Source organism: Allobosea sp. RIT-PG3_2 (genome assembly GCF_057321085.1).
Genome location: NZ_JBXWCA010000001.1, coordinates 36,341 through 62,145, shown reverse-complemented (window position 1 = coordinate 62,145; position 25,805 = coordinate 36,341). Strand labels below are relative to the sequence as shown.

The following is a 25,805-nucleotide window of genomic DNA, read 5'->3' as shown; positions in this document are numbered from 1 at the left end:
GGCGTGGTTCCGCGTAAAACAGGCCGGCGGCGTCAGCCCTGCGCCTCGACCGGCGGCAGGGAGGCCAGCAGGCCGATCAGCGCCCGGTCGTGCAGCACGACCATACGCTCCTTCGGCTTCAACCAGATCGCGGCATCGTCGATCGTCTCGGCATCGACCAGCTTGGCCTGGGCGACGGCACGGTCGGGCTCGATCTCGCCGCGCCGGCGGGACTGGCCATAGGGCAGCATCAGCTCATGGGCATGGCGCAGTTCGGGATCGCCGTGGAGCGCCTTGATCCCGTCCGCGTCGTCATAGCCGGCCTTCTCGAATTCCGCCTGCAGCTCGTTGGCGCGCAGGGCGATCGACGGCGGAGCGCCTTCCTCGGGTGTCATCAAGAGCTTGTGGCGCTTGAGCCAGAGGCCGATCGCAAGCTGGCCGGACGCCCATGACAACGGGATCGCCAGCACGAGGCCGACGATCGTCGGAGACATCCAGGCGAAGAGTGATGTCGCGATCAGGAAGGCCGACAGGCCGGTCACGAGCCCCAGGACCGTATGGGTCCTGTGCCGGCGCACGATGTCCTTGAACGGAATCGAGCCGTCGTCGCGCCGCTGCGGGTTCCAGCCGGTGTCGCGGCCGAGCAGGATCTGGAAGACGGACCCCGACTGGATCAGCATCATGATCGGCGCGAAGAATGCCGAGAACAGCACCTCGATCAGCGCCGAGACGGTGAGGCGGATCGTGCCGCCGCCGGCGCGCCGCAGCTTGGTGTTGAACAGCGTCAGAAGCAGTCCGAACAGCTTCGGCGCCAGCAGGATCGCCATGGTCAGCGCGAACAGGCGCAAGGCGCGCTCGGGATCGAAGCGCGGCCAGACCGGGAAGAGCGTGAACTCCTGGGTGAAGTACTCGGGGCGGGCGTAGTTGACCTGCAGCACGATCAGAATGCCGACCACGAGCTGCATCAGCCAGAAAGGCGAGGCGAGATAACCCATGATGCCGGTGGCGAAATGCTGGCGCGTGGCCAGCACGAAACCCTTGGCGCCCATGACGCGCGAATGCTGGAGATTGCCCTGGCACCAGCGCCGGTCACGCACCGAGACGTCGATCAGCGAGGGCGGGCTTTCCTCGTAGGAACCCGTCAGGTCCGGCAGCATGTAGACCGACCAGCCGGCGCGGCGGATCAGCGCCGCCTCGACGAAGTCGTGGCTCAGCACATGGCCGCCGAAGGGCGGCTTGCCCTTGAGATCGGGCAGGCCGCAATGGTCGGCGAAGGCCTGCGTCCGGATGATGGCGTTGTGGCCCCAGTAGTTGCCGTCGCGGCCGGACCACATGGCGAGGCCGGTCGCGATGACCGGTCCGTAGACCCGCGCCGCGAACTGCTGCAGCCGCGCGAAGAAGGTGTTGCGGTTGATGATCAGCGGCAGCGACTGGATGATGCCGGCGTCGGGATCGGCCTCCATCGCGGCGGCGAGGCGCACGACGCAGGTGCCGGTCATCAGACTGTCGGCGTCGAGCACGACCATGTGCTCGTAATGCCCGCCCCAGCGCGTGACGAAATCGGCGATGTTGCCGGCCTTGCGGTGGTGGTTCTTCGGCCTGTGGCGGTAGTAGACGCGCGAATTGGGGCCAAGCCGCTCGCGCAGCGCCAGGAAGGCGCGCTCCTCCGCGATCCAGATATCCGGGTTGGTGGTGTCGGAGACGATGAAATAGTCGAAATGATCGCCGAGCCCCGTCGCATCGACCGACTCGCGTATGGCCGCGACCGCGGCGAAGGTCCGTGCCGACGACTCGTTGTAGATCGGCATCACCACGACGGTGCGATGCTTCAGGCTTTCCGCCCGCTCCGCGCGGCCGGCGCCGAACAGAACGCCGAAGAAGCCGAGGATCGAGCTGGTGAAGGCGAGTGCGATCCACGAGAAGTTGATCGTGAACAGCACGAGCAAGGCATACTGAAGAGAGGTCGTGCGGCTGACCGACACGACGTTGTACATCTCCCAGGCGCCGAAGGCGGTGAGAGCGAGGCCGCCGCCGAAGACGAACAGGCGCTTCAGCCAGGGCGTCTTCCAGTTGGCGGGCGCCGAGGGCTTGCGCCGCTCCGACATGGTCCATCTCTTGAAGGACTGAACCGGCATGATCAGCCGGTCCTCGGGCGGGGTCGCAGGTTCCCGCGCGGGGTTGAAGCTGCGGGCCTCGACCTCTGCAATGTCCTGGCGGGTGGCGGTCACCACGTCCATCGATTCAACCATGTTTCCGAGACGGGCTGGCCGCCGGATTGCAGGACGAGCCTGAGTTCAGAGAGCGTTTCGGTGCCCGGGTCCACCTCGAACCCGACGCGCATCATCTTGCGCTCCGGATAAGGCCAGAGTCGGACGCCCTGCACCGCGCCGGGCTGGGCCGTGACGGTCGCCCGCGTCGAAGCGATCAGCGCCGGGTCGGCAAGCCGGTCGCCGGTGAATTCGACGATGAAGCGGCGGCGCCGGCCTTGCGAGCCCTTGCCCTGACGGGTGCGCGTCGCGATCGCCAGCGGCGGGCGTTCGGGCGGCTGCCAGCACCAGGCCTGGCGATAGCTGATCGAGGTCTCGCTGCCGGCCGCGAGCGGCTGCTTCGGCCGCCAGTACATGATGATGTTCTTGTTCGGCTCGGAATCGCTGGGGATCTCGATCAGTTGGACCGACCCCGCGCCCCAGTCCCCGAGCGGCTCGTTCCAGACGCTGGGGCGCAGTTCGAAACGCTGGTCGTCGTCCTGGAAGGCGGCCGGGTCGCGCTCGCGCTGCACCAGCCCGAAACCCTTCGGATTCTCGTCGACGAAGGAAGAAACCTGCAGCGTCGCGGGGTTGTTCACCGGCCGGTAGATCCACTCGCCACCGCCCGACAGCATCTGGACGCCCGACACCTCGCCGATTGAGGGCCGCACATCGTCGAAGGTGCGCCGGCTCTGCGGACCGGAGAGGAAGGTCGCGCTCGTGCAGCCGAAACCGACATGCTCCAGCGCCTGGCGCGCGAACAGGGTCATCTCGACATCGATGAAGGTCACGTCGCCGGGGCGCAGCGTCATCCGCACGGCGCCGCTGACGCTCTCCGAATCGAGCAGCCCGTGGATGACGAGCGAGCCGACGGCAGGACTCGGACGCTCGATCCAGAAGGCCCGGAAGAAGGGCAGTTCCTCGCCGCGGGTCTCGCCGGGGCGCAGAATCAGCGCGCGCGACATCGCACCGAAATTCTGGCCTCGCGCCAGTGCACGGAAGAATGTGGCGCCCTGGAAGATCGCGACCTCGAACGGTCGCTCGAGCCCGGCCGCGATCCGCATCCCGGAGAACTGCAGATCGAGATTGGCCGCCGGCGGGGCGACGCGGCCGTAATCGAACCTGGCGCGGTCGAAGGCGACCCTGCGCACCGTGCCGTCCTCAATCGTGAACAGGCTGACGGGATTGGAGAAGACATAGCCGCGATGCAACGGCTCGACCGTGAAGCCGCGATTCTCTCCGGCCCAGATCGTAGACTCAGGCCGCATTCGAATGCCGGCATACTGATCGGCCGGCAGGCTCGCGTAGTTTTCCGGCAGATCGGTTGCGGCCAGTGGAATCAGAGGGCGCTGCGACAGGGCGCGGGCGGCATCGACGACCAGCGCAGAGTCGAAACGCTGTCCATCGGCGAGGGAGGGAATATTGAAGGCGGCAGCGCCCGTGGGCGCCTGCGCCGCAGCGGGGCCGGCAAGGGACAGCAAGGCTGCGCCGCCGGCGGCACCTTCCAGAAATTGCCTGCGATTCAAGGGTTTCGACATCTTATCCATACTGCACGGGCGACGCCCTTCGCCCTCCGCGCTTCTAGAGCATTTCCAGCTCGGCTGAAAAGCGTTTCCGATCAGGAAAATAGTGGTGATTGAACCCGCCGGAGCCGCTTGCGAAAACGGCTTAATCCAGTTGATGGGTGACGATCATTCTCGGAAGGCCTCTTTTGATCCGTCTCCACTTTGGCAAAAGCCAAACGGATCGGCTATCCACGGCGCCTGCAACGCCAGCATGCGTGAAAACGACCGTGAAGAGCGGGCAACAGTCCAATCATGCCCTGCAAGGGAAACGACAAAGATGACCGAAATGCAGCCGGCTCGCTCCTGCCTTGCTATCGTTCTGGCCGCCGGCGAGGGCACCCGCATGAAATCGCGGCTACCGAAGGTGCTTCATCCCGTTGCCGGCCGCTCTCTGCTCGGCCATGTCCTGTCCTCGGTCGCGCGGGCCGGCGCCGACGCGGTTGCAGTCGTGATCTCCTCGGAACGCCCCGAGGTCGGAGAGCAGACGCTGAAACTTCTTCCGTCGGCGCGGATCGCGACGCAGCATGAGCGGCGCGGGACGGCCCATGCGGTGCTTGCGGCAAAGGACGCTTTGCAGACCGGGCACGATCATATCCTGGTCGCCTTCGCCGATACCCCGCTCGTCCGGCCGGAAACCTTCGCGGCGCTGCGCGGTGCGCTGGCCGGGGGAGCCGCCGTCGCCGTTCTCGGCTTCGAGGCGCAGGACCCGTCCGGCTATGGCCGGCTCGTCGAGCGCGACGGGAAGCTCGAAGCGATCGTCGAGCATAAGGACGCGACGCCAGAGCAGCGCCAGATCAAGCTCTGCAATGCCGGCCTGATGGCGCTCGCTGGCGAGCATGCGCTGACGATTCTCGAAGCGATCGGCGACGACAACGCCCAGCGCGAGTTCTATCTGACCGACGCCGTCGCGGTCGCACGATCGCGCGGGTTGGAAGCCGTCGTGCTGAAGGCGCCGGAGAACGAGGTCCAGGGCGTCAACGACCGTGCGCAACTCGCTGGCGCGGAAGCCGAATTCCAGCGGCGCAAGCGGCACGCCGTGATGCTCGAAGGCGCGACGCTGATCGCGCCCGAAACCGTCTTCTTCAGCTTCGACACCGAGATCGGCCGCGACGTGACGATCGAGCCCAATGTGGTCTTCGGCCCGGGTGTTCGCGTTGCCGACGGCGCGGTGGTCCATGCCTTTTCGCATCTGGAAGGCGCCGAGGTCGGCCCGGCCGCCAGCGTCGGTCCCTATGCACGCCTGCGGCCGGGCACGGTGCTCAGCGAGAAGTCCAGGGTGGGCAATTTCGTCGAGGTGAAGGCCGCCGATATCGGCCCCGGCGCCAAGGTCAACCACCTGACCTATATCGGCGATGCCAGCGTGGGCGCGGCGGCCAATATCGGTGCCGGCACCATCACCTGCAACTACGATGGCTTCGTCAAATCGAAGACGACGATCGGTGCCAATGCCTTCGTCGGATCGAACTCCTCCCTGGTCGCGCCGGTGACGATCGGCGAAGGCGCCTATGTCGGCTCCGGCTCGGTCATCACCAGCGACGTCGCGCCCGATGCGCTCGCCATCGGCCGTGGCCGGCAGGTCGAGAAGGAAGGCTGGGCCAAGATCTTCCGGAAGGAAGCGGCAGCCCGGAAAGCGGCCAAGAAGGCAGCCGAATAGACCGGAATTACGGCGAATCCGGCAGGCCTCCGTTCACAGTTCGTCATGTAGATTGATTGGGCATGCGCGCTTTTCGCGGCTATGCGCTTTGGCCAACGGCAATGGCTTGAGAGGTTCGCCCATGTGCGGCATCGTCGGGATTCTCGGCAAGGAAGCGGTCGCGACGCAGGTCGTCGAGGCGCTGCGGCGACTGGAGTATCGTGGCTACGACTCCGCCGGCGTCGCAACGCTGGAAGCGGGAAGGCTGACCCGCCGCCGGGCCGAGGGCAAGCTCAAGAACCTCGAGATCCGCCTATCAAACGAGCCGCTCGAGGGCCTCATCGGCATCGGCCACACCCGCTGGGCGACCCATGGCAAGCCCAACGAGACCAATGCCCATCCGCATGCCACCGAGAAGCTCGCGGTCGTCCATAACGGCATCATCGAGAACTTCCGCGAGCTGCGGACCGAGCTGCAGGCCGACGGCTACGTCTTCGCGACTGAAACCGACACCGAGATCGTCGCCCATCTCGTCACCCGCGAGCTCGACCACGGCAAGACCCCGGTCGAGGCCGTGGCGGCGAGCCTGCCGCGCCTGCATGGCGCTTTCGCCCTCGCCTTCCTGTTCCAGGGCGAGGAAGACCTGCTGATCGGCGCTCGCAAGGGCTCGCCCCTGGCTGTCGGCGTCGGCGACGGCGAGATGTATCTCGGCTCGGACGCGCTGGCGCTCGCGCCCTTCACCAACCTCATCGCCTATCTGGAGGAGGGTGACTGGGTCGTCCTCAATCGCAGGGGCGCGACTTTCTACGACAAGAGCAATGCGCTCGTCGAACGCCGCGCCCAGCGCGTCGCGACGGGTGCTTTTCTGGTCGAGAAGGGCAATCACCGCCACTTCATGGCGAAGGAGATCTACGAGCAGCCCGAGGTCGTCGGCCATACGCTGACCCAATACCTCGACATGGCGAACGGGACCGTGCGCCTGCCGTTCCAGGACAAGATCGACTGGAAGAAGCTGTCGCGGCTGTCGGTATCCGCTTGCGGCACGGCCTACTATGCCGGGCTGACCGCGAAGTACTGGTTCGAGAAGCTCGCCCGCCTGCCGGTCGAGATCGATGTTGCCTCCGAGTTCCGCTATCGCGAGGCGCCGCTGCCGGCGGACGGGCTCGCGCTGTTCGTCTCCCAATCGGGCGAAACCGCCGACACGCTCGCTTGCCTGCGCTACGCGAAGCAGGAGAAGCAGACCGTCCTCTCGGTCGTGAACGTGCCGACCTCGACCATCGCCCGCGAAAGCGACGCTGTCGCGCCGACACTCGCCGGCCCCGAGATCGGCGTCGCCTCGACCAAGGCCTTCACCTGCCAGCTCACCGCGCTCGCCTGTCTGGCGCTCGCCGCGGCGCGCGGGCGCGGCACGCTGTCGGCCGCGGATGAAGCGCGCCATGTCGAGAGCCTGATCGCGCTCCCCGGCCTGATCGCCAGGGCGTTGGAGCTGGAGCCGCAGATCGAGCAGCTCTCGCACAAGCTCTCCAGGGCGAAGGATGTACTCTATCTCGGCCGCGGCACCAGCTACCCGCTGGCGTTGGAAGGCGCGCTGAAGCTTAAGGAAATCAGCTACATCCACGCCGAAGGTTATCCGGCGGGCGAGCTGAAGCATGGCCCGATCGCCCTGATCGACGAGGACATGCCGGTCATCGTCGTCGCACCTTACGATTCGCTCTTCGAGAAGACCGCTTCGAACATGCAGGAGGTCGCGGCGCGCGGCGGCCGCATCATCCTGATCACCGACGCCAAGGGCGCCGCGGAATGCGGCATCGAGCCCGAAGCGACGATCATCATGCCGGACATGGACCCGACCTTCGCGCCGATCGTCTACGCCCTGCCGATCCAGATGATCGCCTATCAGACGGCGGTTTTCATGGGCAAGGACGTGGACCAGCCGCGCAACCTGGCGAAATCCGTCACCGTCGAGTGAGGTCGGCTGGCTTGCCGTCATTCTCGGGTGGAGCCCTCGGCTCCGATCTTTGATCGGCCCAAGGATAAACTCCGCGTAGACCCGAGAATCTCGGGCAGGATCAGGCTCTGGAGCCCTTCCTCGGGAGATGCTCGGGTCGAGCCCGAGCATGACGCGGGCTGTCAAGCTTCCGGCCGGCTCGCCACATAGGCGCCGGCGCTGATCAGGCAGAGCGCCGTGGTCACCAGCGCGATCGGCGGCGCGCTCGTCCGCGTCAGCAGGCCGAAGCTCAGCACCATCGAGCCGCAGGCGAGGTATTTCGCCCGCCGCGCGATGGCGCCGGTCTCGCGCCAGCGCCGCACATGCGGGCCGAGCCGCGGATGGCCGACGAGCCAGGCCTCGAACCGCGGCGAGGAGCGCGAGAAGCACCAGGCCGCGAGAATCAGGAACACCGTGCCTGGCATCAGCGGCAGGATGAGGCCGACGATGCCGAGCGCCGTGAAGACCCAGCCCGCCGCGAACAGAAGCGGCCGGTGCCAGCGGCGTCGCGCCGGATCGTCCTTATCCACGGCCTCGTCCTTGCTTGCAGCTATCGGGGCTGGCGAATGCCGCAGCCTCGCCTATCTTGTCATATCGCGGTGCGAGACTGCGCCCGCAAGCGGGTGGCAGGCACACCGGTGACGTGGGGAGACGAATGACTGCCGGCCCGCCCGATCCCCGCCTCGTTCTCCCGACGGAAATCCTGCGTCCGACCTGGGGCGCGCGCTTGCGTCGCTACTTCCTGACCGGGCTCGTCATCGCGGCGCCGCTCGCCATCACGGCATCTGTGACCTGGTGGTTCATCAACTTCATCGACGGCCTGGTGAAGCCGCTCATCCCGAATTCCTATCTGCCCGATTCCTATCTGCCTTATCCGATACCCGGCTTCGGCCTCGTCATCGCGCTGATCGGGTTGACGCTGCTGGGCTTCCTGACGGCCAACCTCGTCGGCCGGTCGCTGCTCCGCGCCGGCGAGGCGATCCTCGACCGGATGCCGGTGGTGCGCAGCCTCTACAAGGGCGTGAAGCAGGTCTTCGAGACGATCTTCTCGCAATCGGGCACGTCGTTCCGCAAGGTCGGCATGGTGCAGTTCCCGCAGCCGGGCATGTGGTCGATCGTCTTCATCGCGCAGGAAGCGGCGCCCGAGATCGCCGGGTGCCTGCCGGATGGCCAGGAACCGGGCGACCAGCAGATCGGCGTCTTCCTGCCCTGCACGCCGAACCCGACCACGGGCTTCTTCTTCTATCTGCCGCGTCGCGAGGTCGTCGAACTGTCGATCTCGGTCGAGGACGGCGCCAAGCTGATCATGTCGGCCGGGCTGATCCAGCCCGGCGAGCAGAACGGCAAGCCGAAGGCCGGGACCGAGCTGCCGGCCCCTGTCGCCTGAGAAGGCTCAGGATTTGACCGGAATCCAGATTTCGACCTCGCCATTGCCGCTCTGCGGATCGAAGCGCTCGTCATAGAGCTCGTAGCAGGGGCCTTCCGTCAGGCTGTGGCCGGATTTCGGCAGCCAATCCCGGAAGATCGTGTCGAAGCTCGCCTTGATCGCGCTGATATGCTCGCGATGGGTGAAGACCGCGTAGCTCTGGGCCGGAATCCGCACCCGCGCGAAATCCTCGGACAGGCCGTCGAAGCCTTTGACCTCCACGCCGGCGATATAGTCGAAGGCGCCGTTGTCATCGGCGTTCACGCAGACGCCGTAGCTCGTCATTCCGCCGGTCTGTCCGGGCACATGCCCGATATGCGGGGCGAAGCGCTGCCAGAGCGAAGGAATGCCGGCAGTGCTCGTCTCGTAAGTGAAATGCCCGCCGAGACCGGCGACGAGAAGGCTCTTGCCTTCGACGAAGCGCGGCGGTGCGAGGGGGAGAGTGGGCATGCTGGTCATCAGGATCGGCTCCACGAGATTCAGGCCTTCGAGATCGCCCCTGTCTCGCAATTGCTCCGGCGTGATGCCGAACTGATCGCGGAAGGCGCGGGTGAATGCCTCGTGCGAGCCGTAGCCCCAGTCGAGCGCGACGGAGAGTATGTCCGGCGCGCCGTCTGCCAGCTTGCGGGCCGCTTCGGTCAGCCGGCGCTCGCGCACATAGCGCATCACCGATCGACCGGTCGCGACCCCGAAGGCCCTGCAGAGATGGAAGCGCGAGACGCCGCCGACTTCGGCGATCTCGTCGAGCGAGATTCCCGAAGCGAAGCGGCTTTCGACGCACCAGACGGCTTTGGCGACAGGGTCCATGGTCTCCTCACGAAGGCACGGGCGGCACCGTGACCGATCGTTCCGGCGGCCGCTTGATCGCGCTTGCTGCGACCGCAGCGCGAAGGCTCTAGCCCGCCCGCAGCAGCCGGATCGCAACATCCCGCTCGAACAGATAGAGCAGGACGCGCATCGCCTGGCCACGCGGCGTCTCCAGATGCGGGTCGCGCTCGATCATGAGACGCGCATCGTCGCGCGCCGCCGCCAGCAGGTCGCCGTCGGTTTCCGGGCGCGCGATGCGCCAGTCCGGCGAGCCCGATTGCTTGGTGCCGAGTACCTCGCCTTCGCCGCGCAGACGCAGATCCTCTTCCGCGATGCGAAAGCCGTCCTCGGTCTCGCGCATGATGGTGAGCCGCGCCTCGGCGACCGGCCCGAGCGGACCCTTGTAGAGCAGCAGGCAGGTCGACGCCGCCGAGCCGCGCCCGATCCGTCCGCGCAGCTGATGGAGCTGGGCAAGGCCGAAGCGCTCGGCATGCTCGATCACCATGACGCTGGCGTTGGGCACGTCGACCCCGACCTCGATCACCGTGGTTGCGACGAGAATGCGGGTCTGGCCGGTGACGAAGGCGGCCATGGCCGCATCCTTCTCGCGTCCGGGCATCTGGCCATGCAGGAGCCCCACCTTGTCGCCGAAGATCTCGCGCAGCGCCTCGTAGCGCTCCTGCGCGGCAGCGACGTCCAACGTGTCGGATTCCTGCACCAGCGGGCAAACCCAATAGACCTGCTGGCTGGTCTCCACCGCCCGGCCGATGGCGCCGACGACCTCGTCATAGCGCTCGGAGGAGATGGCGCGGGTCACGATCGGTTTCCGCCCCGCCGGCTTCTCCGAGAGGATCGAGACATCCATGTCGCCGAACCAGGTCAGCGCCAGCGTGCGCGGGATCGGCGTCGCGGTCATCACCAGCACGTCGACGGCCTCGCCCTTGGAGCCGAGAAGCAGGCGCTGGTGCACGCCGAAGCGATGCTGCTCGTCGACGACGGCGAGCGCCAGATCGTGGAAGCCGACGCCCTCCTGGAACAGCGCGTGAGTGCCGACCGCGATGTCGATGCTGCCATCCGCCAGCCCTTCGAGCACCTGTCGTCGTCCGGCGCCCTTCTCGCGTCCGGTCAGCAAAGCGAGCTTCAGCCCGGCCTTCTCGGCCAGCGGCGCCAGCCGCTCAGCATGCTGGCGCGCCAGGATTTCGGTCGGCGCCATCAGCACGGATTGCCGGCCGGCCTCGGCAGCGGCGGCCATCGCCATCAGGGCCACCACCGTCTTCCCCGAGCCGACATCGCCCTGCAGCAGCCTGAGCATGCGCTCGGGCTTGGCCATGTCGGCATGGATATCGGCGATCGCCTTGCGCTGGCCCTCGGTAAGTTCGAAGGGCAGGGCGGATTGGATGCGGAAGCGCACCCCGCCATCGCCGCTGGTGGCGCGCCCGGCGATCTTCTTCTGCTGGCGGCGAACGAGAGCGAGGGCGATCTGGCTCGCCAGCAATTCGTCATAGCCGATGCGCCGGCGCGCGACGGTGTCGCCCTCGGCCGCCTTGCGATCGGCCGGATGATGCAGCGCCTCGACCGCTTCATGGAAGCTGGGGAAGTCGTTCTTTGCGAGGAAGCCGGCATCCTGCCATTCCGGCATGTCCGGGCAGCGCTCGGCGGCGCCCTGCGCGATCCGCATCATGACGCGGGGGCCGATTCCCTCGGTCAGCGGGTAGACCGGCTCGAAGGCCGGCAGGGTGGATGCGAGCTTGGGGTCGAGGATGCGCTCGGGATGCACCATCTGGCGCATCCCTTCCCAAAGCTCCAGCTTGCCGGAAATGATGCGGAAGGCGCCAACCGGCAGGTTCTGGGCGAGATGCCTGGAATCGGCATGGAAGAAGACGAGCGTGACGTCGCCGGTCTCGTCCTCGACGATCACGCGATAGGGCGCCTTGCCCTTGCCGGGCGGGCCGGCGCGATGTTCGCTGACACGGGCGGTGAAGGTCGCGACGTCGCCGATCGGCGCATCCGCGATGGTGGGGCTCGGGCGCCGGTCGATGGCGCCGCTCGGCAGATGGAACAGCAGGTCGACGACGCGCGCCGGCTGCATCTCGTCACCGAGGAAGCGGTCGAGAACCTTGCCGAGCTTCGGCCCGACGCCGGGAAGCGTCGTGGCCAGTGCGAAGAGCGGGTCGAGGATCGAGGGGCGCAAGTGGTCTCGGCAATTGTCAGGAGCGCGAAGATCGCGGCGGCTTGACCGCTGACTTCGCCGGGCTGCGTCGCTATATAGCCTGCTCAGGCAGGCTCCGCGACGGGGCCGGCCCGTTCGTCATTGCGCCATCCCCCAGGTTTTCGGACCTGATATTTTCTTGCCGAGGTTCTTCATGTCCGGCTCGACCCGCTCCAGCGCCGATCTCGACCCGCGCCGCCGCAAGATCCTCTTCCGCGCCTGGCATCGCGGCATGCGCGAAATGGATTTGATCATGGGCCGCTTCGCCGACGACGCGATCGCCGGCTTTGATGATGCCGAGCTCGACGAGTTCGAGCGGCTGATCGAGGTTCTGGATCGCGACCTGCTGAGCTGGGTGACCGGGGAAGCCGCAGTGCCCGAGAACTACGACACGGAACTGTTCCGGAAGCTCAAGGCTTTCCACCATCACGACAAGCCGATTCATGTCTGACCGGCCTGACAGCCGTCATGGCCGGGCTCGACCCGGCCATCTCTGAATCGGAACCCGCTCGTCCCGAGATTCTCGGGTCAAGCCCGAGAATGAAGCCTTTTGGTAGAACGATACCCGTCCGATGAGCATTCCTCCTCCCAGCCAGATCGCCAAACCGCAGCTCGACCGTCTGCTCGATGCGCTGAACCGTGGCGACAAGCCGACGCTTGCCGGCGTGCCGGACGGATTCGACGCCGTCGTCCTCGCCGACCTCACCCGCGCCCGCGCCAAGAAGGCCGAAGGGGCGGCGCTGCTCGTCTTCGTCGCCCGCGACGGCCAGCGCCTGCAGGTGCTGGAAAACGCGCTGCAATTCGTCGCGCCGGACCTGGAAGTGATGAGCTTCCCGGCCTGGGACTGCCAGCCCTATGACCGCGTCTCGCCCGCTCCCGCCATCGTGGCGCACCGGATGACGACGCTGTCGCGCCTCGCCAAGACCAAGTCGGGCGAGCGGCCGCGCCTGCTGCTGACCACCGTCAACGCCGCGCTCCAGCGCGTTCCCGCTTTCGGGAAAGTGGCGTCGGAAAGCTTCTCGGCAGCCCCCGGCAACATGGTCGATATCGAGGAGTTGGCGCGCTGGCTCGACATCAACGGCTATCTGCGCACCTCGACTGTGCGGGAAACCGGCGAATTCGCAGTGCGCGGCGGCATCGTCGATCTCTTCCCGCCGGGCATGCCGGCGCCGATCCGGCTCGATTTCTTCGGGGACAGCCTCGAATCGATCCGCACCTTCGACCCGGAGACACAGCGCACCACCGGGCAGTTGCGCGGGCTCGACCTCGTGCCGATGTCCGAAGCGCAGATGACGAGCGAGAGCATCCGTCGCTTCCGCCAGTCCTACATCTCGACCTTCGGCACGCCCGGCCGCGACGACACGCTTTACGAAGCGGTCAGCGAAGGCCGCCGCCCCGCCGGGCTCGAGCACTGGCTGCCGCTGCTGGCGGAGAAGCTCGACACGCTCTTCACCTATCTGCCCGACGTACCGCTGGTGCTCGATCATCAGGCGGAGGATGCGGTCGGCGAGCGCATCAGCCTGATCAAGGACTATTACGACGCCCGCATGGCGGCGCTTGACCAGGGCGGGGCAGGAGGCGTTCCCTACAAGCCGCTCCCGCCAGACGCGCTCTATCTGTCGCCGGCCGATTGGCGCGGCGTCGTCGATGCCTCGGGCGTCGCCAGCCTGACACCGTTCCAGTTGCCCGACAGCGAGGGCAAGCTCGTCCTCGATCTCGGCGGCAAGCAGGGTCGCAGCTTCGCGGCCGAGCGCGCCGGTGATTCCGGCAGCGTCTTCGAGGCGGCGGTCGCCCATGTCCGCGCGCTCGAAGGCGACGGCAAGAGGGTCATCCTCGCCGCCTGGTCGGAGGGTTCGCGCGAGCGCCTTGCCCATGTGCTCGAGGACCATAGCCTGAAGAGCGTCCAGATGACGGGCTCTCTGCGCGCGGCCTTCGATCTCAAGCCCGGTACGGTCGCGCTCGCGGTCTGGGGTTTCGAGACCGGCTTCGAGGCCGGACGCCTCGCGGTCATCGGCGAGCAGGACATCCTCGGCGACCGCCTGGTGCGTCCGCGCCGCAAGACCAAGCGCCCGCAGGACTTCATCGCGGAGCTCTCCTCGCTCGCGCCGGGCGACCTCGTCGTCCATGTCGATCACGGCATCGGCCGCTTCATCGGCCTGCAATCGATCACGGCCGCCGGCGCGCCGCATGACTGCCTGGAGATCCATTACGCCGGCGATTCGAAGCTCTTCCTGCCGGTCGAAAACATCGAATTGCTCTCGCGCTACGGCTCGGAAGACACCGAGGTCGCGCTCGACCGGCTGGGCGGTGGCGGCTGGCAAGCGCGCAAGGCCAAGCTCAAGCAGCGCATCCGCGAGATGGCGAGCAAGCTCATCCAGATCGCAGCGGCGCGCGCGCTCAAGGATGCGCCGCGCCTCGTCCCGCCGGCCGGCGTCTACGACGAGTTCATTGCCCGCTTCCCCTATGAGGAGACGGAAGACCAGCAGAACACCATCGATGCCGTGCTCGACGATCTCGGCGCCGGCCGGCCGATGGATCGGCTCGTCTGCGGCGATGTCGGTTTCGGCAAGACCGAGGTCGCATTGCGCGCCGCCTTCGCCACCGCCTTGAACGGCAAGCAGGTCGCTGTCGTGGTGCCGACGACGCTGCTCGCCCGCCAGCACTACCGCAATTTCGCGGATCGTTTTGCCGGCTTACCTGTCAATGTCGGGCAGGCCTCGCGCTTCGTCGGCAGCGCCGATCTCAAGGCGGTGAAGCAGGGCGCGAAGGACGGCACGATGGACATCGTCGTCGGGACCCACGCACTGCTCGGCAAGGGCGTCGACTTCAAGGATCTCGGCCTCGTCATCGTCGACGAGGAGCAGCATTTCGGCGTCGCCCATAAGGAGAAGCTGAAGGAGCTGCGGGCCGAGGTGCATATGCTCACCCTCTCGGCCACGCCGATCCCGCGCACGCTCCAGCTCGCCATGAGCGGTGTGCGTGAGCTCTCGATCATCGCGACCCCGCCGGTCGACCGCCTCGCGGTGCGCACCTTCGTCACGCCGTTCGATCCGCTGATTGTGCGCGAGGCGCTGCTGCGCGAGCGTTACCGGGGAGGGCGCTCCTTCTATGTCGTACCGCGCATCGAGGACATCGCCGAGGTCAAGGACTTCCTCGACAAGCAGGTGCCCGAGGCCAAGGTCGGCATCGCCCATGGCCAGATGGCGGCAGGCACGCTGGAAGATGTGATGACCGCCTTCTATGACGGCCAGTACGATATCCTGCTCTCGACCACGATCGTCGAATCCGGGCTGGACATCCCGACCGCTAACACGCTGATCGTGCATCGCGCCGACATGTTCGGCCTCGCCCAGCTCTATCAGCTGCGCGGGCGCGTCGGCCGTTCGAAGACGCGCGCCTATGCGCTCTTCACCGTGCCGGCCAACCGGAAGCTGACCGAGCAGGCCGAGAAGCGCCTCAAGGTGCTGCAGTCGCTCGACACGCTCGGCGCCGGCTTCCAACTCGCCAGCCACGACCTCGACATCAGAGGCGCCGGCAACCTGCTCGGCGACGAGCAGTCAGGCCATATCAAGGAAGTCGGCTACGAACTCTACCAGCAGATGCTCGAGGAAGCGGTGGCGGCGCTCAAGGCCGGCATCGAGTTCGAGACCGAAACGCAATGGTCGCCATCGATCCAGGTCGGCGCGCCCGTGATGATCCCCGAGCACTATGTCGGCGATCTCTCGCTCCGGCTGTCCCTCTACAAGCGTCTTTCGACCATGGACGACGATGCCGAGCTGCAATCCTTCGGCGCCGAGCTGGTCGACCGCTTCGGCCCGCTGCCGGAGGAGGTCAATCAGCTTCTGGAGATCGTCGCGATCAAGGCACTCTGCAAGCGCGCCAATGTCGAGAAGGTCGAGGCCGGGCCGAAGGGCATCATCGTCGCCTTCCGCGACAACGAGTTCGCCAATCCGGAAGGGCTGGTCTCCTATGTCGCGAAGATCGGCACGCTGGCGAAGGTGCGCCCCGACATGCGCGTCGTCTTCATCGACGATTTCGACAATGTCGAGCAGCGCCTGAAGGCAACGCGGCGGTTGCTGACGGATCTGGCGCGGATCGCCGAAAGGAAGAAAGCGGCCTGAGCGGGCGCTTTTTGAAGGCCGTCATTCTCGGGCAGAGCGAAGCGCAGACCCGAGAATCTCTGGCAGGAAAGGGCGCTTTCTCGTCCTGAGATGCTCGGGTCAAGCCCGAGCATGACGAACTATGAGAGCGCCGGCGCTCTACATATCGAAGAAGACCGTCTCTTTCTCGCCGGCCAAATTGATATCGAGCCACCAGGTTCCATCCGGCTTGCGCTGGGCGACCAGGGTGTGGCGGCGCGGTTCGGGCACCAGAGCGAGGATCGGGTCGGTCTCGTTGCCCTCGCCATCGGCGAAGTAGAGCCGGGTCGGCAGGCGCTTCAGCAACCCGCGGCCGAAGACCGAGAGCGCGATATGCGGCGCCTGCAGGCTATTGCCGGGGCCGGGCACGCGGCCGGGCCGGATCGTGCGAAAGCGGAAGATGCCATCCTTGTCGGTCGAGGCGCGACCGAAGCCGATGAAATGCCCGTCGAGGGGAACCTCCTCGCGGGCGTCCTCGGGGCTGGCGTAGCGACCGGCGGCATTGGCCTGCCAGATCTCGATCATGGCGTCGTTGATCGGCGCACCCGCAGCGTCGTAGACGCAGCCGGCAAGCGCGATGACCTCACCCTCCGGCGTGCCGGAGAGGTTCGAGCCCGAGAGCAGGAAATGCTCCGGCGGCATCAGGTCAGGCCGCGCGCCCATCTCGGAACAGCCGACCAGATCGGCGCCGCCCTTCCAGGGCAGGCCGTAATGGAAATAAGGCCCCACCGTCTGCCACGGTGTCTGGCCGAAGATCGACGGGTCCTGGCTGTCCTGCCGCGGCGCCGCATTGCGGCTTTCCAGATCGGTGATTGCCAGATCAGTGGTCGTGGTCATGCTCGTCCTCGAACGGCGTCTCGTCGCGGCCCTTGAGCACGATGTCGAAAACATAGCCCAGCGCCCAGTTCGGCACGGTGGTGCCGATATCGAAGCGCGAGACCATGCGCTGGCGATAGGGCATCGGCACGGCGTTGGCGATCGGGTCGATCTCGATCAGCGGATCGTCGGGGAAATACATCTGGGTCACGAGCCGCGTGGCGAAGGCCGGCCCCAGCAACGAAAGATGGATATGGGCCGGGCGCCAGGCGTTCTTGTGGTTGCCCCAGGGATAGGCGCCGGGCCGGATCGTGACATAGCGATAGCGGCCCTGATCATCCGTGATGACGCGGCCGACACCGGTGAAGTTCGGATCGAGCGGCGCCGGCCAGTCATCCTTGGCATGGATATAGCGGCCGGCGGCATTGGCCTGCCAGATCTCGACCACGGTGTTGGGAACAGGCCTGGCCTGCTCGTCGAGCACCCGGCCGGTGACCACGATGCGCTGCCCCTGAGGCTCGGCTTTGTGCTGGGCGGTGAGGTCGGTCATCGCCGGGCCCATCAGCTTCGCCCAATCGCTCGGGCCGGTGATCTCGGTCAGCGTCTGCGGGATCGCGATCGGCTGATGGCGCGGGCTGCGCGCCACGGTCGAACGATACTCCGCATGCAACGAAGCCGGCTGGCCGGCATCCAGCGCCGAATAGGGAAGGATCAGGCTGCTCATCGGGAAGGGCTTCTCGCGAACATGTCGACGCGTCTCTCCTCAACCATGGCTCGGCGCCGGCACCGTGATCGGCCGGGCGAGCCTCGCCTGCGCGGTCAGGCGGATGCCGGCATTGGCCGCACCGTAGCCCGCATAGCCGTCGCGCTGGACGATCTCGAAGAACAATCCGCCATCGAGCGTCTGCGTATAGGCCTGCCGGAAGCTGCCGCCCGCATCGCTATCATAGAGGATGTTCAACGTCTTCATCGCGTCGATCTCCTGCGCCGTCAGGTCGGAGCGTGCCTCTAGGTCATCGTAGTAATTCTCGGGGATCGGTAGCATGGCGACGCCGTTCGCGGCCAGCCGCTCCACCGTCGTCGCGATATCGTGAGTCGCGAAGGCGATGTGCTGCACGCCGGAGCCGAAGAAGTCGGTGATGAAGCGGGCCGAGAGCGTGCGATGGCTCTGCGAGCCGTTGAGGATCAGCCGAAGGCCGTGATCGGTCTTCCCGTCGAGGCCGCTCTCGATGACCTGGCTCTGGACGACACCGCCGGGATCCAGCACTGCCTGGCTCGGCGTCTTCCTGGTCTCGAACAGCGAGGAATAGAACAGCAGCCAGGTCAGCATTTCCTCGTACTGCATGCTCTGCGAGACATGGTCGACGCCGACGAGGCCGGCGCCCGCGTCGCTCTCATGCGTCGGCGCGAAATCGACTTGCGACCAGCGGCCGAGCGCCGAGGCACGGTCAAGGAAATAGACGAGGCTGCCGCCGAGGCCGCGCACGGCGGGGATGTCGAGCTCGCCGGGGCCGATCGCTCCGGCATGGGGCACGTCGAGCATGGCCTTGGCCCGTGCGATCGCAGCCTGCGCGTCCGGCACCCGCAGAGCCAGCGCGCAGACGGAAGTTCCATGCGTGATCTGGTAGCTATGGGCGAAACCATCAGCCTCGCTGTTCAGGACGATGCGGATATCGCCCTGGCTCCACAGATCGACATCCTTCGAGCGATGCGCGCCGGTGCGGCCGAAGCCGAGCGCGCGCAGCAGCTTCTCGAAGCCCGGGCGTTCCGCTTCGGAGACGGCGAATTCGATGAACTCGACAGCCTCGACCGGACCGGGCGGCGGCATCGCGACAGCGCCGGGCACGGGCTTGCCGCTCTGCCGCGCGGTCTCGTCGAGGAGCCATATCAGCGAGCGATGGCCATCGAGAGCCACCGAGCGGGCTGAGCCGGCGCGGAAGCGGTCGTTGAAGATTTCAAGCGAGAGCACGCCGTCATAGCCGGTCGAGACCAGCGCGCGCATGAAACCGGAGAGATCGAGATCGCCCTGTCCGGGCAGGCAGCGCCAATGCCGGCTCCAGGAGAGTGGGTCCATCTGCAGCAGCGGCGCGTCCGCCATCTGCACCATCGCGATCTTGTCACGCGGGATCGTGCCGATCGCCGCGAGATCGAGCCCGCGCGCCAGGATGTGGAAGCTATCGAGCACGATCCCGACTTCCGGCCGGTTCGCCCGGCGCACGATCTCCCAGGCGTCGCGATAGTCGAAGACGTGACGCCCCCAGGCCAGTGCCTCATAGCCGACGCGCAGGCCGCGTTTGCCGGCCCGCTCGCCGAGTTCGGCGAAATCGGCCGCAAGCCGGTCGATGCCAGCCAGCGCCTCGGGCGAGACGGTAGAGCAGACGAAGAGAAGATCCGTGCCCAGTTCCTGCAGCAGGTCGAACTTGCGCTCGGCCCTGTCGAAGACGCGTTGGCGGCGGCCTTCCGGCATGCCCTCGAAATCGCGGAAGGGCTGGCAGGTCACGATCGTCAGGCCGAGATCGCCGCAGATGCGCCGGACCTCCGTCGGAGAGCCGGGGAAGGCGATCAGGTCGTTCTCGAAGATCTCGACTGCCTTGAAGCCGGCAGTGGCGATGGCCTCGAGCTTTTCCTGCAGCGTGCCGGAGACGCAGACGGTGGCGATCGATGGAATCACGACGTGCCTCCTCTCAACCCAGCTTTGCCACGGCGCGGAGATCCTCGGCCGTGGTCGAGGGCAGGCCGAAGAATTCCAGATAGGCCGGGATCTGCTCGAACAGCATATCGGTGCCGACCTGCACCGCACAGCCGCGCTCGCGGGCTGCGGCCAGAAACGGCGTGATCTCCTGCGCCATCACCACCTCGCCGACGAAGGCGGAGGAGGGCAGGCGGCCAGTATCGAGCGGCAGCGGGTCGCCGGGCCTCATGCCGAGAGGCGTCGCGTTCACGACGACGTCGAATCCATCAGGATCGTTCGAGCCGGTGGCGACGCGCAAGGCGGGATAATGCGCGGTCAGCCGCCGGCCGAGCTCTTGGGCAGCCGTTCCCATTTGATCGTACAGGCCTAGTTCGGCGACGCCAGCTCTGGCCAACGAGGCGGCAATCGCCGAGCCGACACCGCCGGCGCCGACGACGAGCGCGCGGGCGCCTGCAACGCTGCGCCCCTTGCGCAGCATGCCGCGCACGAAGCCTTCGCCGTCGAACATATCGCCGGTCAGCCGTCCGTCGACCTCGCGCCGCACCGCATTGCAGGCGCCGGCGATGGCGGCGGTCGGCAGCAGCGTGTCGACCAGCCCGATCGTTGTGACCTTGTGCGGCATCGTCACCAGCGCGCCATGGGCGTTGGAGAGCCGGAAGAACAGCTTCAGGAATTCGGGATAGTCCTCGCTGCGGCAGCCCAGCGGCATGACGACGGCGTCGATCCCTTCGCGTTCGAAATAGGGATTGTAGATCAGGGGCGCCTTGAAGCTCTCGGTCGGGAAGCCGATATGGCCGATCATCCGGGTTCTGCCGCTGATCATGCGCCGATCCTCGCCGGAGCTGGCGCGGCCGAAACCTCGACCGCTCCGCCTGAGTGCGCCGCCTGCTTCACGGCCTCGATGACGGCGAGCGTGGCGAGGCCTTCGCGCCCGGAGACGAGCGGCTCCTCTTCGCCGCGGATAACGGCACAGAAGTGCCGGATCTGGAGCTGGAGCGGGTCTTCCGGAACGAAGGGGATGCGCTCCCGCCGCAGCGGCTCCCACCAGCCGCGCTTGTCGGAATGGCTCCACAGTTCCAGCTGCGGGATCGTCAGCGATCCATCGGTGCCGCCGATCTGGTAGCAGGACTGGTCCTGCCGCGGATAAGCCGGGTTCTCGCCGGTCGTCAGCTCCCAGCTCCAGGGTGAAACCACCGTATCGGAGGCGCTGACCGCCCCAAGCGCGCCGTTGGCGAAGCGCAGCAGGGCCACGGCGGTTTCCTCGGCCGGATTGCCGCGCACGGCATTGGAACTCTGCGCCTGTACCCCGGTGATCTCGCCGCAGAGATAGCGGAAGAGGTCGATATCGTGGATCAGGTTGATAAGGATCGGCCCCGCGCCCTCCTGCCGGCGCCAATCGACCTCGAAATAGTCGTCGGGCTTCACCAGCCAGAACTGTCCGGTCAGGGTCAGGATACGGCCGAGTCTTCCGGCATCGATCGCCTCGCGTGCCTTGCGGATCATCGGGTTGTGGCGCCGGTGGTGCCCGACGAGGAGCGGCACGCCCGCCGCCTCCGCCGCCATGACCAGCTTGCGTGCGCCGTCCACACTGTCCGCGATCGGCTTTTCGACCAGCATCGGAATGCCGGCGGCGGCCAATTCCAGCCCGTTGGCGACATGGAGCTGGTTCGGCGTCGCGACGATGACGCCATCGGGCCTCTCGGCGACAGGAAAGCCGTCGAAGGCCGGATACCACGCCACGCCGATTTCGTCGGCGAAGGCCCGGCCCGTGGGAGCCGGATCGATGATCGCGGACAGGGTCGCGCCGGGCTCGGCCATGACATGTGCGGCATGGCGCTTGCCGATAAGCCCCGCACCCATCACCGCGATCTTCACCGGAGGCATCGGATTGATCCTCATGCAGCCTTGTCGTCGATGAGCTTGGCGACGCGCCGGAGCGCGAGCTGGTAGCCCTGCGTGCCGAAGCCGGCGATGACGCCATCGGAGCGCATCGAGACATAGGAATGGTGCCGGAAGGCCTCGCGCTTGTGCACCTGCGAGATATGGCACTCGATCACAGGCCCCTCGAAGGTGTTGAGCGCATCGAGCAGCGCGACCGAAGTATGGGTGAAGGCGGCCGGGTTGATGACGATGCCGCCGGCTTCCTCGCGCGCCTCATGAATCCAGTCGATGAGCTCGTATTCGCGGTTCGACTGGTGGAAGCGCAGCGTCAGTCCGAGTTCCTCGGCAAGCGCGTGGCAGTCGCGCTCGACATCGGCCAGGGTCTCATGCCCGTAGATATGCGGCTGGCGCTTGCCGAGCAGGTTGAGGTTCGGGCCGTTGAGGACATAGACGAGGCGTGACATCGATAGCGTTCCGTTGGCACTCGGGCCGGTTCGGTTCAGTGCTTGTGCAGGATCTCGCCGAGGAACTTCCGCGTCCGCTCCTGACGCGGATTGCGGAAGAACTCTTCCGGCGGGGCTTCCTCGACGATGGCGCCGCTGGCCATGAAGATGACGCGATTGGCCACCTGCCGGGCGAAGCCCATCTCATGGGTGACGCAGATCATGGTCATGCCTTCGTCGGCCAGCGCGATCATGGTGTCGAGCACCTCCTTGACCATCTCGGGGTCGAGCGCCGAGGTCGGCTCGTCGAACAGCATCACCTTGGGCTTCATGCAGAGAGCGCGCGCGATCGCGACGCGCTGCTGCTGGCCGCCGGAGAGCTGGGCCGGATATTTGTCCGCCTGCTCGAGGATCTTGACCCGGCCGAGCAGCTTGCGCGCCGTGGCCTCTGCCTCGGCCTTGCTGGCACCGAGCGAGCGCATCGGCGCCAGCATGCAGTTCTGCAGCACCGTCATGTGCGGGAACAGGTTGAAGTGCTGGAAGACCATGCCGACCTCGCGGCGCACCGCGTCGATGGTCCTGGCATCGTCTCCGAGCTTCGTGCCGCCGACCCGGATTTCACCCTTCTGGTATGCCTCCAGACGATTGATGCACCGGATCAGCGTCGATTTGCCGGAACCCGACGGCCCGCAAAGGACGATGCGCTCGCCCTTGCGGACCGTGAGGTTGATGTCGGTCAGGGCCTGGAAGTCGCCATACCATTTCTCGACATCCATCATGGCGATCATGGCATCCGCCGAAGCGGCGCTCTGTGGGGCAGGCTGGTTCATGGCCCTGGCTCCGGTCGTTTACGCGCTCAGCTCGCGGTGAAGGTGATGCCTTCCAGGCTGTCCGGGAACTTGTGCACCGGCACCTTCATCCACTTGTCGTAGACCTTCTGCAGCTCGCCATTGGCCTTGATCTTGTCGACGAAGGTGTTGATCGCGGCGTTTATCTCCTTCTCGCCGAGGCGGGTGCAGGCGCCGTTGTAGAGGTTCTGGAATTCGAGCTTGTTCTCGAACTCGCCGGGCCGCCCCTGCTCGATGCGCTGCATGTAGAAGATGTTGCCGCCCAGCGCCTGGACCTGGCCGGAGACCAGCGCCTGGATCGAGGGCGCATCGCCGTCATAGCGGCGGATCGTGGTGTTGGCCGGCGCGTTCTTGGTCACCTGCGTGTCCTGCGCGGCGCCCTTGGCGACGCCGATCGTATAGCGCGCCATGTCCTCGTTGGTCTTGATCGAGTCCTTCTTGGGGCCGATCAGCACGATGGTGTTGGCGACGTAGGGCTTCGAGAACTGCACCGCCTTGGCGCGCTCGGGCAGCATGGCCATGGTGGCGAACAGCACGTCGACGCGCCCCGTCGTCAGCGCCGGAATGCGGTTGTTGACCTCGAGCGGCACGAACTCGACCTGCACGCCGAGTTCCTTGGCGAAGAGCGTCGCGATATCGGCGTCGAGACCGTCCTGCTTGCCGGCGCTGGTGACGAAGCCCCAGGGCGGGTTGTCGCCCTGGATGCCGACGACGAGCTTGCCCTTGGCCTTGATCTCGGCCGGGGTGATGGCGAGGGCAGGGGTGCCGAGCACGGCCGGCAGAGCAAGCGCGGCGGCACCGGCAATCAGCAGGCTGCGGCGGGTGGACTTCATCTTCGTCATGTTTCTCTCCCTTTTTTGGTTGGTGGTTGGACTAGGTGGTGAACCGTTTGCTTATCGCGATGCGATGGCCAGGCGACGCTCCAGATGCGAGCCGTAGAGCGAGAGCGGCCAGCAGAGCAGGAAGTAGAGGATGCCGACGATCCCGAAGACGAGGAGCGGCTGGAAGATCTGGTTGGAGACGATGTTGCCGGCGCGCGTCAGCTCGGTGAAGCCGACGATGGCCGCGAGCGAGGTGCCCTTGATCAGCTGGACGAGGAAGCCGATCGTCGCCGGCAGCGAGATGCGGATCGCCTGCGGCAGGATCACGTCCCGCGTCCGCGAGACGTAGCCGAGGCTCAGTGCCTTAGCGGCCTCGGTCTGCCCCTTCGGCACAGCCTCGATCGAACCGCGCCAGATCTCGCCGAGATAGGCGCTGGCATGCAGGGTGAAGCCGATCGCGACCGCGACCCAGGCGTCAAGTCTCAGCCCGACCAGTGCCAATCCATAATAGACGACGAAGAGCTGCATCAGCAGCGGCGTGCCCTGGAAGAGCCCGATGTAGCCGGCAGTTACGCGTTCCAGCGCGGAAATGCCGGAGGTGCGCGCCAGCGCGACGCCGAGGCCTGAGACCGAGCCGAAGACGAAGCCGATCGCAGACAGCGCGATGGTCCATTTCAAGCCGGTGAGAAGGAAGAGGAATTCGTTCCAGCCCATGGCGCCCTCACTTCACCGGATAGCTGAAGTAGCGGGCGGAGACCTGCGCGAAGAAGCGCATCATCACCCAGGAAATCACGAGGTAGAACAGCGTGATCGTGCCGTAGACCTCGAAGGAGCGGAAACTGTTGGACTCGATCCGCTGCGCCACCGAGGTCAGCTCATAGGCCGAGATGGCCGAAGCCACGCTGGTCGTCAACGTCAGCAGCACGAACTGGCTGGTGAGCGAAGGAAAGATCGCGCGCAACGCCGGCTTCAGCACGATCAGCCGGAAGACCTGCGCCTTATGCAGGCCGAGCGCGAGGCCAGCCTCGATCTGCCCCTTGCTGATCGACTGCACGCCGCCGCGGATGATCTCGATGGCATAGGCACCGCCATTGATGCCGAGCGCGATGATCGCGGTCGGTGTCGGGTCGAGCCGCAGGCCCGCCAGCGGCAGCGCGAAATAGATGAAGAAGATCTGCACCAGGAAGGGTGTGTTGCGGATCACCTCGACGAAGGCCTTCACCAGCCAGCGTACCGGGGCGAAGCGCGAGTCGCGCAGGATCACGCCGCCGATGCCGATGACGATGGCGAGAGCCATGCCGCAAAGCGCGAGCAGGAAGGTGCCGAGGCAGCCCATCAGCAGATCGGGCAACCCCTCGATCACCGGGGCGAAGTCGAGCTTGTAGTTCATGGCGCTTCCCTGAGCGGCCGACCTTCTCGATGGGGTCGATCCGGGTCCCGTCTGTCCTCGCGGCCCTTCTTGTCGAGGGCCTTGTCTGCAACGCACCAGCTTGCGCGGTGCCCACATCATGCTAAATGTACCAGTTAGTTCATTTGGTCAAGCGAAATTAACCGGCCTGTCCAATTGGGCATCGTCGCCGGCAAGTGGGGCCGCATGGGCTCTGGTGGAATATGAGCAAAGCAGCGACCACACCGCAGAAGCCGAGCCGCAAGGCGGCGTCCTGGACCCAGGACCCGGAAGGCGTGCGCCGCAGCATCCTCGAAGCGGCGCGAGTGGAGTTCGTCGAGAACGGGCTCAGCGGCGCGCGCGTCGACGAGATCGCGGCCAAGACCGCCACCAGCAAGCGGATGATCTACTACTATTTCGGCGACAAGGAGGGGCTCTATCGCGCCGTCCTCGAGGAGATGTACGAGCGCATCCGGCGCTTCGAACGCAGCCTCGACCTTGCCAATCTGAGGCCGGAGGAGGCGATCGCCCTGCTCACCGGCTTCACCTTCGACTACCACGCCGAGAACCCGGATTTCGTCCGGATGGTGATGATCGAGAACATCCATCACGCCCGGCACCTCGCCACCTCCGACCGGATCTCCACGCTCAATCTCTCTGCGATCGACATGATCCGCGAGGCTTACAAGCGTGGCGTATCGGACGGCACGTTCCGGGCCGGGATCGAGGCGATCGATATCCATCTGACGATCAGCGCGCTCGCCTTCTACAACGTCTCGAACCGGGCCAGCATCCAGCAGGTCTTTGGACACGACATGGGTGCGCCCGAGGCGCTGGCGCGCCGAAGGGCCGCGGCGATCGACACCGTGCTGCGCACGCTGCGCCGCTGAGAGCCGCCGTCCCATGCCGGCGATCCGGCTGTCGGC

21 protein-coding genes are annotated in these 25,805 nt (G+C 66.4%); 6 read left to right on the top strand and 15 right to left on the bottom strand.

Going from position 1 to position 25,805, the window contains the following annotated elements; translation table 11 throughout:
* Window positions 1–32 precede the first annotated feature (32 nt).
* Window positions 33–2,228 carry a glucans biosynthesis glucosyltransferase MdoH gene (gene mdoH / locus AC2FAN_RS00270; RefSeq protein WP_485172296.1) on the bottom strand — a complete coding sequence of 732 codons (2,196 nt, stop codon included), beginning with the start codon at window positions 2,226–2,228 and terminating at the stop codon, window positions 33–35.
* Entirely contained in the window at window positions 2,204–3,763 is a 1,560-nt protein-coding gene (locus tag AC2FAN_RS00265; protein WP_476804936.1) for an OpgD/OpgG family glucan biosynthesis protein, read from the bottom strand. Before AC2FAN_RS00265 ends, mdoH begins: the two co-directional genes overlap by 25 nt.
* A gap of 313 nt (window positions 3,764–4,076) precedes the next feature.
* Between AC2FAN_RS00265 and glmU the strand changes: the two genes are divergently transcribed.
* Entirely contained in the window at window positions 4,077–5,444 is a 1,368-nt protein-coding gene (glmU, locus tag AC2FAN_RS00260; protein ID WP_485173038.1) for a bifunctional UDP-N-acetylglucosamine diphosphorylase/glucosamine-1-phosphate N-acetyltransferase GlmU, read from the top strand.
* Between the two features lie 121 nt (window positions 5,445–5,565).
* Window positions 5,566–7,392, top strand: coding sequence for a glutamine--fructose-6-phosphate transaminase (isomerizing) (gene glmS, locus AC2FAN_RS00255; protein WP_485172295.1), 1,827 nt, complete (start codon window positions 5,566–5,568; stop codon window positions 7,390–7,392).
* Between the two features lie 161 nt (window positions 7,393–7,553).
* On the opposite strand, the gene AC2FAN_RS00250 is transcribed toward glmS, so the two are convergent.
* Entirely contained in the window at window positions 7,554–7,940 is a 387-nt protein-coding gene (locus AC2FAN_RS00250; protein WP_485172294.1) for a YbaN family protein, read from the bottom strand.
* A 125-nt stretch (window positions 7,941–8,065) separates the two neighbouring features.
* On the opposite strand from AC2FAN_RS00250, the gene AC2FAN_RS00245 reads away from it, so the two are divergent.
* Window positions 8,066–8,797 (top strand): DUF502 domain-containing protein, encoded by a 732-nt coding sequence (locus AC2FAN_RS00245; RefSeq protein ID WP_485172293.1) that lies wholly within the window; start codon window positions 8,066–8,068, stop codon window positions 8,795–8,797.
* Window positions 8,798–8,803: 6 nt separating this feature from the next.
* Here AC2FAN_RS00245 and AC2FAN_RS00240 read toward each other — a convergent pair whose 3' ends face one another.
* Together AC2FAN_RS00240 and recG are read right to left on the bottom strand one after the other, a co-directional pair.
* A complete protein-coding gene (locus AC2FAN_RS00240; protein WP_485172292.1) occupies window positions 8,804–9,643 on the bottom strand; it encodes an AraC family transcriptional regulator in 840 nt (279 codons plus the stop codon).
* Between the two features lie 88 nt (window positions 9,644–9,731).
* Window positions 9,732–11,834 (bottom strand): ATP-dependent DNA helicase RecG, encoded by a 2,103-nt coding sequence (gene recG, locus AC2FAN_RS00235; RefSeq protein ID WP_485172291.1) that lies wholly within the window; start codon window positions 11,832–11,834, stop codon window positions 9,732–9,734.
* Window positions 11,835–12,006: 172 nt separating this feature from the next.
* Here recG and AC2FAN_RS00230 point away from each other — a divergent pair, with 172 nt between their 5' ends.
* Both AC2FAN_RS00230 and mfd read left to right on the top strand, forming a co-directional pair.
* Window positions 12,007–12,303: an FAD assembly factor SdhE gene (locus AC2FAN_RS00230; RefSeq protein WP_265053409.1), complete on the top strand. Its 297-nt coding sequence runs from the start codon at window positions 12,007–12,009 to the stop codon at window positions 12,301–12,303.
* Between the two features lie 121 nt (window positions 12,304–12,424).
* Window positions 12,425–15,973 carry a transcription-repair coupling factor gene (gene mfd, locus AC2FAN_RS00225; protein WP_485172290.1) on the top strand — a complete coding sequence of 1,183 codons (3,549 nt, stop codon included), beginning with the start codon at window positions 12,425–12,427 and terminating at the stop codon, window positions 15,971–15,973.
* 138 nt (window positions 15,974–16,111) lie between these two features.
* On the opposite strand, the gene pcaG is transcribed toward mfd, so the two are convergent.
* The 10 genes from pcaG to AC2FAN_RS00175 all read right to left on the bottom strand — a co-directional run bounded on the left by pcaG (window position 16,112) and on the right by AC2FAN_RS00175 (window position 24,882).
* A complete protein-coding gene (pcaG, locus tag AC2FAN_RS00220; protein ID WP_485172289.1) occupies window positions 16,112–16,828 on the bottom strand; it encodes a protocatechuate 3,4-dioxygenase subunit alpha in 717 nt (238 codons plus the stop codon).
* Window positions 16,812–17,531 carry a protocatechuate 3,4-dioxygenase subunit beta gene (gene pcaH, locus AC2FAN_RS00215; protein WP_485172288.1) on the bottom strand — a complete coding sequence of 240 codons (720 nt, stop codon included), beginning with the start codon at window positions 17,529–17,531 and terminating at the stop codon, window positions 16,812–16,814. Before pcaH ends, pcaG begins: the two co-directional genes overlap by 17 nt.
* A gap of 39 nt (window positions 17,532–17,570) precedes the next feature.
* Entirely contained in the window at window positions 17,571–19,478 is a 1,908-nt protein-coding gene (locus AC2FAN_RS00210; RefSeq protein WP_485172287.1) for a bifunctional sugar phosphate isomerase/epimerase/4-hydroxyphenylpyruvate dioxygenase family protein, read from the bottom strand.
* A gap of 13 nt (window positions 19,479–19,491) precedes the next feature.
* Entirely contained in the window at window positions 19,492–20,322 is an 831-nt protein-coding gene (locus AC2FAN_RS00205) for a shikimate dehydrogenase family protein (protein WP_485172286.1), read from the bottom strand.
* Entirely contained in the window at window positions 20,319–21,383 is a 1,065-nt protein-coding gene (locus AC2FAN_RS00200; RefSeq protein ID WP_485172285.1) for a Gfo/Idh/MocA family protein, read from the bottom strand. The genes AC2FAN_RS00205 and AC2FAN_RS00200 overlap by 4 nt, the downstream gene beginning before the upstream one ends.
* 11 nt (window positions 21,384–21,394) lie before the next feature.
* A complete protein-coding gene (gene aroQ / locus AC2FAN_RS00195) occupies window positions 21,395–21,844 on the bottom strand; it encodes a type II 3-dehydroquinate dehydratase (RefSeq protein ID WP_485172284.1) in 450 nt (149 codons plus the stop codon).
* Between the two features lie 35 nt (window positions 21,845–21,879).
* Window positions 21,880–22,611, bottom strand: coding sequence for an amino acid ABC transporter ATP-binding protein (locus tag AC2FAN_RS00190; RefSeq protein ID WP_485173037.1), 732 nt, complete (start codon window positions 22,609–22,611; stop codon window positions 21,880–21,882).
* Between the two features lie 68 nt (window positions 22,612–22,679).
* Window positions 22,680–23,513 carry a transporter substrate-binding domain-containing protein gene (locus tag AC2FAN_RS00185; protein ID WP_485172283.1) on the bottom strand — a complete coding sequence of 278 codons (834 nt, stop codon included), beginning with the start codon at window positions 23,511–23,513 and terminating at the stop codon, window positions 22,680–22,682.
* Window positions 23,514–23,564: 51 nt separating this feature from the next.
* Complete coding sequence (locus AC2FAN_RS00180) at window positions 23,565–24,206, bottom strand: amino acid ABC transporter permease (RefSeq protein WP_485172282.1); 642 nt, start codon at window positions 24,204–24,206, stop codon at window positions 23,565–23,567.
* A 7-nt stretch (window positions 24,207–24,213) separates the two neighbouring features.
* Window positions 24,214–24,882, bottom strand: coding sequence for an amino acid ABC transporter permease (locus AC2FAN_RS00175; RefSeq protein WP_476804948.1), 669 nt, complete (start codon window positions 24,880–24,882; stop codon window positions 24,214–24,216).
* 221 nt (window positions 24,883–25,103) lie between these two features.
* Between AC2FAN_RS00175 and AC2FAN_RS00170 the strand changes: the two genes are divergently transcribed.
* The gene (locus tag AC2FAN_RS00170) at window positions 25,104–25,769 is read left to right on the top strand and encodes a TetR family transcriptional regulator (RefSeq protein ID WP_485172281.1); all 666 of its coding nucleotides are present in this window, start codon (window positions 25,104–25,106) and stop codon (window positions 25,767–25,769) included.
* The last annotated feature ends 36 nt before the right edge of the window (window positions 25,770–25,805 follow it).

Bases quoted from the DNA above. Each gene is read 5' to 3' on its own strand.
- AC2FAN_RS00240 (WP_485172292.1), bottom strand. From the start codon at position 9,643: ATGGACCCTGTCGCCAAAGCCGTCTGGTGCGTCGAAAGCCGCTTCGCT.
- pcaH (WP_485172288.1), bottom strand. From the start codon at position 17,531: ATGAGCAGCCTGATCCTTCCCTATTCGGCGCTGGATGCCGGCCAGCCG.
- AC2FAN_RS00230 (WP_265053409.1), top strand. From the start codon at position 12,007: ATGTCCGGCTCGACCCGCTCCAGCGCCGATCTCGACCCGCGCCGCCGC.
- AC2FAN_RS00175 (WP_476804948.1), bottom strand. From the start codon at position 24,882: ATGAACTACAAGCTCGACTTCGCCCCGGTGATCGAGGGGTTGCCCGAT.
- glmU (WP_485173038.1), top strand. From the start codon at position 4,077: ATGCAGCCGGCTCGCTCCTGCCTTGCTATCGTTCTGGCCGCCGGCGAG.
- AC2FAN_RS00200 (WP_485172285.1), bottom strand. From the start codon at position 21,383: ATGCCTCCGGTGAAGATCGCGGTGATGGGTGCGGGGCTTATCGGCAAG.
- glmS (WP_485172295.1), top strand. From the start codon at position 5,566: ATGTGCGGCATCGTCGGGATTCTCGGCAAGGAAGCGGTCGCGACGCAG.
- aroQ (WP_485172284.1), bottom strand. From the start codon at position 21,844: ATGTCACGCCTCGTCTATGTCCTCAACGGCCCGAACCTCAACCTGCTC.
- AC2FAN_RS00205 (WP_485172286.1), bottom strand. From the start codon at position 20,322: ATGATCAGCGGCAGAACCCGGATGATCGGCCATATCGGCTTCCCGACC.
- AC2FAN_RS00180 (WP_485172282.1), bottom strand. From the start codon at position 24,206: ATGGGCTGGAACGAATTCCTCTTCCTTCTCACCGGCTTGAAATGGACC.
- pcaG (WP_485172289.1), bottom strand. From the start codon at position 16,828: ATGACCACGACCACTGATCTGGCAATCACCGATCTGGAAAGCCGCAAT.
- AC2FAN_RS00190 (WP_485173037.1), bottom strand. From the start codon at position 22,611: ATGATCGCCATGATGGATGTCGAGAAATGGTATGGCGACTTCCAGGCC.
- AC2FAN_RS00265 (WP_476804936.1), bottom strand. From the start codon at position 3,763: ATGTCGAAACCCTTGAATCGCAGGCAATTTCTGGAAGGTGCCGCCGGC.
- AC2FAN_RS00170 (WP_485172281.1), top strand. From the start codon at position 25,104: ATGAGCAAAGCAGCGACCACACCGCAGAAGCCGAGCCGCAAGGCGGCG.
- AC2FAN_RS00185 (WP_485172283.1), bottom strand. From the start codon at position 23,513: ATGACGAAGATGAAGTCCACCCGCCGCAGCCTGCTGATTGCCGGTGCC.
- AC2FAN_RS00245 (WP_485172293.1), top strand. From the start codon at position 8,066: ATGACTGCCGGCCCGCCCGATCCCCGCCTCGTTCTCCCGACGGAAATC.
- mdoH (WP_485172296.1), bottom strand. From the start codon at position 2,228: ATGGTTGAATCGATGGACGTGGTGACCGCCACCCGCCAGGACATTGCA.
- mfd (WP_485172290.1), top strand. From the start codon at position 12,425: ATGAGCATTCCTCCTCCCAGCCAGATCGCCAAACCGCAGCTCGACCGT.